4 protein-coding genes and 2 pseudogenes are annotated in these 9377 nt (G+C 70.3%); 2 read left to right on the forward strand and 4 right to left on the reverse strand.

Annotation, left to right across the window (positions count from 1 at the left end; translation table 11 throughout):
- Nucleotides 1-705: pseudogene (locus tag ADK36_RS05855) on the reverse strand (hypothetical protein); the annotation flags it as partial.
- 117 nt (nucleotides 706-822) lie between these two features.
- On the reverse strand, nucleotides 823-5757 hold the full coding sequence (locus tag ADK36_RS05860; RefSeq protein WP_048586792.1) for an NAD-glutamate dehydrogenase: 4935 nt from the start codon (nucleotides 5755-5757) through the stop codon (nucleotides 823-825).
- A gap of 1082 nt (nucleotides 5758-6839) precedes the next feature.
- Here ADK36_RS05860 and ADK36_RS05865 point away from each other — a divergent pair.
- Nucleotides 6840-7406 (forward strand): DJ-1/PfpI family protein, encoded by a 567-nt coding sequence (locus ADK36_RS05865; RefSeq protein ID WP_053196598.1) that lies wholly within the window; start codon nucleotides 6840-6842, stop codon nucleotides 7404-7406.
- A 194-nt stretch (nucleotides 7407-7600) separates the two neighbouring features.
- Here the strand turns inward: ADK36_RS05865 and ADK36_RS05870 are convergent, their stop codons facing one another.
- Both ADK36_RS05870 and ADK36_RS05875 read right to left on the reverse strand, forming a co-directional pair.
- The gene (locus ADK36_RS05870; protein WP_053196600.1) at nucleotides 7601-8266 is read right to left on the reverse strand and encodes an HAD family hydrolase; all 666 of its coding nucleotides are present in this window, start codon (nucleotides 8264-8266) and stop codon (nucleotides 7601-7603) included.
- Between the two features lie 77 nt (nucleotides 8267-8343).
- On the reverse strand, nucleotides 8344-8859 hold the full coding sequence (locus ADK36_RS05875) for a DUF6912 family protein (RefSeq protein WP_048586794.1): 516 nt from the start codon (nucleotides 8857-8859) through the stop codon (nucleotides 8344-8346).
- A gap of 331 nt (nucleotides 8860-9190) precedes the next feature.
- Between ADK36_RS05875 and ADK36_RS49965 the strand changes: the two are divergent.
- Nucleotides 9191-9377: pseudogene (locus tag ADK36_RS49965) on the forward strand (Rv3235 family protein); the annotation flags it as partial.

The raw sequence follows: 9377 nt of genomic DNA on the forward strand, positions 1-9377 counted from the left end.
CCCCCGCCCCGCCCGCGCGGCGACCACCGTGGCCAACGCCCCCAAAGTGGCCACCACCCCCGAGAACTGATGGCACAGCAGAATCACCGCCCACAGCCCGCCGAGCCCGATCCACACCCCCCACCCGGCCACCACCGGCGCCACAGGCGCCACAGGCGCCACAGGCGCCACAGGCGCCACAGGCGCCACCCGCACAGCCCTCGCCAGCCAGGCCCAGAAGTGAAAGGCCAGCCCGAGCGCGAACACACTCGGATACGACACGGTCAACGCCAGCGAGTTCAGCCCGAGAAACCCGCTCCAGGCGAACAGCGAGGTCCCCCACAGAAACACCAGGCACAACACGGCGAGCGCGGGCGCGGCCGGATGCGCGCTCAGCGTCCGCACGTACCGCCACACCCCGCTGACGAGCAGCCCGAGCCCCACCACCGCCCCGATCCGCAGCACGACGAAGACCGAGAACCCGGTCAGCCGGGCGACGCACCCGAGCACCAGCATCCACGGCGAGTAGTACGGACTCGGCGTGTCCGCGTCGACCAGCGGATTACCGGGGTCGACCAGGCTGTGCCGCAGACGCTCGACCGTCGCCGCGTGCATCCCGAGGTCACCGGCCCACGGAAGCCGGACGATCACCAGCAGGAGCAGCACGACGACCAGCACGGCAGCGACCTGCGGAGCAACCGTGGTTCTTCGCAGCGCGGCCCGCATCGTGCTCACGCGAGCACTGTAATTCCCATTTTGCCCCATATGCACGAGCGCCCCGGACTGTCACAGTCCGGGGCGCCCTGACACACGTACGGCTTGAGAACCGTTACGGCCTACGGCCTAGGTGTGCGACCGCAGCAGCGTCCGCATCGTCCGCATCGCCACCGACAGGTTGGCCAGGTCGAACGCCTCCGACCCCTGGATCTCCTCCAGGGTCGTCCGCGCCCGCCCCAGAATCGCCGCGTTCTTCTGCTCCCACGCCTTGAAGCGCTGCTCCGGCGTCGCGGTGCCGTTGCCGGCGGCCAGGACGTCCGAGGTCAGGGCCGCGTGGGCGGCGTAGAGGTCCTCGCGGATGGAGGCGCGGGCCATGGACTGCCAGCGGTCCGCACGGGGCAGCTCGATGATGCGGTCCATGAGCTGGGTGATGCGCAGGCGGTCGGCGAGGTCGTAGTAGACCTCGGCGACGTCCATCGGCTCCTTGCCCATGCGGTCGGCCACCGAGACGATGTCCAGCGTCGGGAAGGCGGAGGAGAAGCCCGCCACCCGCGTGGCCAGTTCGGCCGGGACGCCGGCACCGGTCAGCTCGTCGTAGATCTGCTGGTACCACTCCAGGTCCGCGCCCTTGAGCAGCTTCGGCAGCTCCGACCACACCTGCTCCACCCGGTCGGCGAAGAAGTCCACGGTCTCGGCGAGCTCCAGCGGCTGCGGCCGGTTGTTGAGCAGCCAGCGCGTGCCGCGCTCGACGAGGCGGCGCGAGTGCAGCCGGATCCTGGTCTGGACGGCTGCCTCGACCTTGTTGTCGAGCGCCTCGACCGCGTCCCACACGACCGCCGAGCGGAAGATCGCGCGGGCCACGGTCTGCGCCCGGACGATCTCCTCCAGCGAGGCGCCGGTCTCCTCGCGCAGCCGGTGCAGATACGTCGTACCGCCCGTGTTGACCGTGTCGTTGACCAGCACGGTCGTGGTGATCTCACGGCGCAGCGGGTGACTGACGAGGTACTCCGGGAACCGCTCGCGGAGCGCGGTCGGGAAGTACGCGTGCAGCAGGGTGCTCAGGTACGGGTCGTCGGGCAGCGAGGTGTGCAGCAGCTCGTCGGCGACCGTGATCTTCGTGTACGCCATCAGGACGGCCGTCTCCGGGCCGGTCAGGCCATGGTCGGCGTTGAGGCGTTCGCGGATCTGACGGTCGGTGGGCAGGAACTCCAGCGCGCGGTCCAGGTGCCCCTCCCTGGCCAGGTGCTTCATGAAGCGCTGCTGGGCGTGGAGCATGGCGCCGGACTGGGCGAGGGCGTTGGCGATCGCCGTGTTCTGGGCGTAGTTGTTGCGCAGGACCAGGCGGCCGACCTCGTCGGTCATCTCGGCGAGCAGCTTGTTGCGCTGCTTGACCGTCATGTCGCCGTCGGCGACCAGGGCGTTGAGCAGGATCTTGATGTTCACCTCGTGGTCGGAGGTGTCCACGCCCGCGCTGTTGTCGATGGCATCGGTGTTGATCTTGCCGCCGTGCCGCGCGAACTCGATCCGGCCGAGCTGGGTCAGCCCGAGGTTGCCGCCCTCGCCGACGACCTTGACGCGCAGGTCGGCGCCGTCGACGCGGATGACGTCGTTGGCCTTGTCACCGACGTCCGCGTGCGACTCGGTCGAGGCCTTGACGTACGTACCGATGCCGCCGTTCCACAGCAGGTCCACCGGCGACTGGAGGATGGCCTTCATCAGCTCGGCCGGCGTCATCTTGGCGACCTTGCCCTCGATGCCGAGGGCCTCGCGGATGTGCGCGTTGACCGGGATCGCCTTGGCGGTACGGGGGAAGACGCCGCCACCGGCCGAGATCAGCTCGGTGTTGTAGTCCTCCCAGCTGGAGCGCGGCAGCTCGAAGACGCGGCGGCGCTCGGCGTAGGAGGTGGCCGCGTCGGGCTTCGGGTCGATGAAGATGTGCCGGTGGTCGAAGGCGGCGACCAGGCGGATGTGCTCGCTGAGCAGCATGCCGTTGCCGAACACGTCACCGGACATGTCGCCGATGCCGACGACCGTGAAGTCCTCGCTCTGCGTGTCCACGCCCAGCTCGCGGAAGTGCCGCTTGACGGACTCCCAGGCGCCGCGGGCGGTGATGCCCATGCCCTTGTGGTCGTAGCCGGCCGAGCCGCCCGAGGCGAAGGCGTCACCGAGCCAGAAGTTGTACTGCTCGGCGACCCCGTTGGCGATGTCGGAGAAGGTCGCGGTGCCCTTGTCGGCGGCGACGACGAGGTAGGTGTCGTCCTCGTCGTGCCGGACGACGTCCGCCGGGGGCACGACCTCGCCGGCGACCATGTTGTCGGTGATGTCGAGCAGTGCCGAGATGAACGTCCTGTAGCTCGCGACCCCCTCCGCCAGCCACGCGTCCCGGTCCACGGACGGGTCGGGCAGCTGCTTGGCGACGAAGCCGCCCTTGGCGCCGACCGGCACGATGACGGTGTTCTTCACCATCTGCGCCTTGACCAGGCCGAGGATCTCGGTCCGGAAGTCCTCACGCCGGTCGGACCAGCGCAGGCCGCCTCGCGCGACCTTGCCGAAACGCAGGTGCACGCCCTCGACGCGCGGCGAGTAGACCCAGATCTCGTACGCCGGTCGCGGCGCGGGCAGGTCGGGGATGGCCTGCGGGTCGAACTTCATGGAGACGTAGTCGTGGTGCTTGCCGCCCGCGGCCTCCTGGAAGAAGTTCGTGCGGAGCGTCGCCTTGATGACGGTGAGGAAGGACCGCAGGATCCGGTCCTCGTCGAGGCTCGCCACCTGGTCGAGCGCCGCGTCGACCTCTTCGAGCAGCGCGTCCACGATCTCGCGGCCGGCGGCCTGCCGGTCCGGCGACATCCGCGCCTCGAACAGGGAGACGAGGAGGCGGGTGGTGTGGACGTTGTTGCGGAGGGTGTCCTCCATGTAGTCCTGCGAGAAGGTGGAGCCGGCCTGGCGCAGGTACTTCGCGTACGCCCGCAGCACCATCGCCTGCCGCCAGGACAGCCCGGCGCTCAGCACCAGGGCGTTGAAGCCGTCGTTCTCCGCCTTGCCGGTCCAGGTCGCGGCGAACGCCTCCGAGAACCGCTCGCGCGCGTCGTCACCGACATAGTCGACGGCGCCGCCCGCCCTGGGCATACGCAGGCCGAAGTCGTAGATCCAGGCGACGCTGCGGTCGGAGCAGCGCAGTTCGTACGGCCGCTCGTCCACGACCTCGACGCCGAGCCGGGTGAGGACCGGCAGGACGGCGGACAGGGAGACGGCCGCGCCCTTGCGGTAGATCTTGAACCGGCGCTCCTCGGGGGCGGCGCCGACCGGCTCGTACAGGCTCAGTGAGAAGTTGTTCTCCTCGGTGAGCTGTTCGATGTGGACGAGGTCGGAGACCGCGGAGCGCGGGGTGTGGTCGGCCTTGTAGCCCTCGGGGAAGGCGTTGGAGTAGCGGCGCAGCAGCTCGGCGGCGCGCTCCTCGCCGAGCTCGGCGTTCAGCGCGTCGGCGAACCCGTCGGCCCAGGAGCGGGCGGCCTCGACGAGCCGCGCCTCGATGCGCTCCTTGTCCAGGTCGCTGAGCTGCGGCAGCTCGGTGCCCTGCGGGACCCGGACGACGAAGTGCAGCCGGGAGAGGATCGACTCGGTGTTCCAGGCGGTGAAGTCGACGCTGGTGCCGCCGAGCTCCTCCTTCAGGATGTCGATGATCCGCAGCCGCACCCCCGTGGTGTAGCGGTCGCGGGGGAGGTAGACGAGGGCGGAGTAGTAGCGCCCGTACTCGTCCTGCCGCAGGTAGAGCCGCAGCCGACGGCGTTCCTGCAGGTAGAGCACGGAGGTGGCGATCTGCTGGAGCTCGGGGACCGGGGTCTGGAAGAGCTCGTCGCGCGGGTAGGTCTCCAGGATCTGGAGCAGGTCGCGCCCGTCGTGGCTGTTGGGCGAGAACCCGGCGACCTCCAGCACCTCGTCCACCTTGCGCCGGATGACCGGCACCCGGCGGACGGACTCGGTGTAGGCAGCCGAGGAGAACAGGCCCAGGTAGCGCCGCTCGCCGACGACCTCGCCGTGCTCGTTGAACTTCTTCACCCCGACGTAGTCGAGGTACGACGGCCGGTGCACGGTCGCCCGGCTGTTGGCCTTGGTGAGAATGAGGAGCTTGTGCTCGCGGGCCTTGGCGCGGGCGTCGGCGGGCAGCCGCTCGAATGACGGGCTGACGGGGTGGCTGTCGCCCTCGGCGTGGTGCGGGTCGGCGCGCAGGATGCCGAGCCCGGTCCCCGGCACGGCGGCCAGCGAGTCGTCCTCGCGCAGCTCGTACTCGCGGTAGCCGAGGAAGGTGAAGTGGTCGTCGGCCAGCCAGCGCAGCAGCTCGCGGGCCTCCTCGAACTCCTGCTCCCGCAGGTCGGAATGGGGCTCCTGGACCAGCTCGTCGGCCATGCGCAGGGCCAGGTCCCGCATCTTGCTCCAGTCCTCGACGGCCTCGCGGACATCGGACAGGACGCGCAGCAGGTCGGCGGTGATCTGCTTCAGGTCGCCGCGGTCGGTCTCCCGGTCGAACTCGACGTGGATCCAGGACTCGGTGTGCGTGTCGTGCGCCAGCTCACCGGCGGGCGGCGCGGTGAACACCTCGATGAGCTTGCCGGTGACGTCGCGGCGGACGAAGACCTGCGGGTGGATGACGACATGGATGCCGCGCCCCTGCCGGGTCAGCTCATTCGTCACCGAATCGACCAGGAAGGGCATGTCGTCGGTGACGACTTCCACGACGGAGTGGCTGCAGGTCCACCCGTTCTCTTCCACGGTGGGTGTGTGCACCCGCACGTTGGCCGTGCCCTGGGGGCGGTTCTCGGCCAGCCGGTAGTGCGAGAAGGCGGCTCCGAAGATGTCGACCGGGTCGCGGTCGCTGAGGTCCTCCGGGGCGGTGTGCAGGTAGTAGCGCTGGAGGAACGAGAGCACGGTGTCGTGGTCCGGGGTGCCGGGGCTGCTCTCGTCCGTCGTCCCAGTCGGTAGGTGCCCCCCGACCGGGCTGTTCTCAGCTACCCGGGCGGCCCTCTCGAGCAGCTCGGCCTTGGCTTCGTCCAGCTTGGTCTGCATTGTCCTCTGGCTCCTGTCGCGCGCCGTTGCGTGACGTAGAAGGAAGTACGGTCTCTTCCCCTCCGGTATAACGCCGCGACGCGGGGTGTCCGGTCTGCTTCGACGCTATGCCGCGAGGTGAGATGAGCGGGGATATATGAGCCAATCTTGAGCTGCCCAAGGGGTGTGACGCTGCTCTCTGCGACGTCCGGGCCCGGGGTGTGCTCGATGCCCCGGGGGCCCTTACGCCCCCCTCCCGCCCGCGAAGACCAGCGACCGCCGCCCGGTCACGGATGTCGTCCGTGCTCCCCGGGCGCAGGGCAGGGGCCACAATGCCCCCGCGAGCTATCGCACTGATCACGCCACCAAGGCTATCGCTCCTTACAGGGGGCCCGTCATGAGCCGTATGTGTACAAAACCGGGGGTAGAACTTTGACGTTCTGCACAGGGGCAAACAGGGCGGGAAGGGCGTAACTGGCGGGGTGGGGCATGGAGGGGGAGGCTGAGATGTGGGACCGGCCCCGAACCACAAACAAGAAACCGAGGCGAAACCACACCCTCGGCAGTACGCGCGTGTCCGAAAACAACCGTGCCCGGCCCACACCGGGAACACCTACGTGCACAGCGAGAACGGCGGCGGCACAGCAGCAGCGAAGTGCGGCGGAGCGGACGGTCTCTGGCCGTCGCACGACGGCAGCGAGTGCGGCGGACGGCCACCGGCCATCGCACGACGGCAGCGAGTGCGGCGGACGCTCACCGGCCATCGCACGGCTGGGGGGCATCCCCACCCGCCCAGCCACAGCAGGTGCGGACGGTCACCGGCCACCGCGCGGCTCGGGGCATCCCCACCCGCCCAGTCTGCGGGCGGTCGTGCCGCTGGGGCGGCACGGTTGGGCGCAGGCGGCACCCCGTAAGCGCCGGGCTGCGCGACCCACCCCGCCTCAGCCGCCACGCCGCGCACCCACCAACCACCGGCAACCGAAACCCACCCTCCCGGCACCCTCACGCCGCCCAGCCCCTTGGCAAGACCCCGCCCCCGAGGCACGTTGCCCCTAAGGCCCGACGGAGACGCACACCACGGCCAAAAGAGGAGCGCACCCGACATGACAGCGAAAATCCTCATCGTCACCGGCGACGCCGCAGAGTCACTGGAGGTCCTCTACCCCTACCAGCGCCTCCGCGAAGAGGGCTACGACGTGCACATCGCGGCCCCCACCCGCAAGCAGCTCCAGTTCGTCGTCCACGACTTCGAACCCGGCTTCGACACCTACACCGAGAAACCCGGCTACACCTGGCCCGCAGACCTCGCCTTCTCCGAGGTCGACCCGGGCGACTACGCCGCCGTCGTCATCCCCGGCGGCCGAGCCCCCGAGTACCTCCGCAACGACCCCGAACTCCGCAAGATCCTCAAGTCGTTCTTCGACGCCGACAAGCCGGTCGCCCAGATCTGCCACGGCCCCCTGCTCACCGCCGCGATCGACAGCCTCCGCGGCCGCCGCGTCACGGCGTACCCCGCCCTGGAACTGGACATGCAGGCGGCCGGCGCCACCTTCCAGGACGCCGAGGCGGTGGTCGACGGCACCCTGGTCAGCTCCCGCGCCTGGCCGGACCACTCCAGCTGGATGCGTGAGTTCCTGACGGTGCTGCGAGCTAAGGCACCGGTGGCCTGACGTCCACAGCCCCGAGGACCCGGGGCGCGCACCGGACGTAGCCACGAGCCCACGTCGGCCTGAGCGCGGAGCACCCCATCACCGGGTACCTCACCGCCAGGCGTCTCACCGCCGGGCGCCCACCGCCAGGCACCTCACACCGCCGGGCACCTCGTCATTCGTGCCCGGCTCCCGACTCCCGGCCAGCCGCTCAGCTACGCCGCCAACCGCTCCGCCTCCGCGACCGCCTCCCCCAGCGTGTCCACCACCGGCACCCCCACCCCTTCGAGGCTCGCCCGGCTGTGCGACCCCCCGGTGTAGAGCACGGCCCGCGCCCCCACATGCAGCGCCGCCACCGCGTCGTCGGCGGCGTCCCCGATCACCACCGTGCGAGCGGGATCCACGCTCGCGAGCGCCTTGATGTGCCGCACCATGTGCTCGGTCTTGCTGCCGCCCGACGGCCCGGTCCGCCCGTCGACACGTATGAAGTGCTCCTCGATCCCGAACCCCCGCACCAGCGGCACGAGTTCGTCATGCCCGTACATGCTGAGGATCGACTGGCTGCGCCCCGCCGACCGCCATTCCACCAGCAGTTCCGACGCACCCTCGGTGAGCCCGCACGTCACCCGGTGCTCGGTGTAGTACCGGTGGAAGGTCTCGTCCATGACCTCCCACTCGGCGTCGGTCGGCAGCCGCCCCAGCAACCGCTCGTAGAACTTCGGCACCGGTACGCAGTACAGCGACCGGTACTGCTCCATCGTGATCGGGGCGAGCCCCAGCTCACCGAACGCCGCGTTCGTCGCCCCGATGATCGCGTCATTGTCGTGGAACAGGGTCCCGTTCCAGTCCCAGACGATGTGCGCCCCTACGTGCTTCCCCATGTCGAAAACCGTACCCGCCACCACTGACAATCAAGAGAACAGCGAGTCAACGAGGCACCTGGGACCGAGTCCCGGAGTCAGCCCGCCAGCCCCACCAGATTCGGGATCTCCTGCGTGGCGTACCACAACAGCTCATGATCCTCGGCTCCGTCCACGACGAACTGCGCGTCGTCGTCCCCGCCGTCCGCCGCCGCGAGCGCCTCCGCGGCCGCCGCCACATCCGCCTCCGCGTCACCCGAGTCGACATGCACGGAGGCCGCCTTGGCCAGCGCCACGCCCCCGGCGATCCGCACCTCGCCCAGCGCCGACGGGTCCAGCCCTCGGTCCGGGTCGGCGACGGCCGCCCCGTCGGGCACGTCGACGGCGACCACGACCCGGCGCCTCATCGCCCCCGTGTCCGCCGCCAGCAGCCGCAGCGAGGCCAGCGCGGCCCGGTTCAACGCCGCGTACTCCAACTCCTCGATGTCGTCGGAGAGATACCACTCCCGCAAGGCTGGCGTGACGGCGTACGCGACGAGCGGCTCGGCCCCCAGCTCGCCCCCCTTGTACGCCTCGGCGAGACCGGGGAGGGTCAGGGGGACGTAGACGCGCATGGCTGACCGCTTTCGTACTCGTAAGGCTCCGCACGGACCCGAGGAGGGCGGTCGGGTCCCGCACCTCCCGGAGGGCTTCAGGATACGTGCGGGCGTCCCCTTTCGAGTCCCCCGCACCCCGTCACCCGGCGTCCACTCCGGTCCGGAAACTCACCCGGTGCAGGCCCGCCGTTCCGGCCTTCCGCGCCCGCCCATCACCCAGATAAGTGAAGATTCCGCCCGCCCGACCGAGGCCCCCGCTTCCTTGCCGTCGGCACCCGGAACCCCGTACAAGATCACCAACCTCGAAGTTACCGCCCGGTATCAACCGGGCCCCTCGAACGGGGACCCCATGAACAAGGTCATGACCAGGACGCAGCAACGCCCCGGCCCCCGCCCGCCGAGCCGCCGCGACACCCGCCGCCCCGGCGGCGCCCCGCCCCGCACGCCGACCGGCGCATCCCGTACGGCGACTCCCGGCGGCCGCCCACCCGGCTCACCGGGCACGCCGGGCCCCCGCGCCCGCACCGGCCCCGCCG

Source organism: Streptomyces viridochromogenes (assembly GCF_001270495.1).
GTDB classification, from domain to species: Bacteria; Actinomycetota; Actinomycetes; order Streptomycetales; family Streptomycetaceae; genus Streptomyces; species Streptomyces viridochromogenes_A.

Excerpts from the sequence above, each read along its gene's own strand:
- ADK36_RS05865 (WP_053196598.1), top strand. The coding sequence starts at position 6,840 with ATGACAGCGAAAATCCTCATCGTCACCGGCGACGCCGCAGAGTCACTG.
- ADK36_RS05870 (WP_053196600.1), bottom strand. The coding sequence starts at position 8,266 with ATGGGGAAGCACGTAGGGGCGCACATCGTCTGGGACTGGAACGGGACC.
- ADK36_RS05860 (WP_048586792.1), bottom strand. The coding sequence starts at position 5,757 with ATGCAGACCAAGCTGGACGAAGCCAAGGCCGAGCTGCTCGAGAGGGCC.
- ADK36_RS05875 (WP_048586794.1), bottom strand. The coding sequence starts at position 8,859 with ATGCGCGTCTACGTCCCCCTGACCCTCCCCGGTCTCGCCGAGGCGTAC.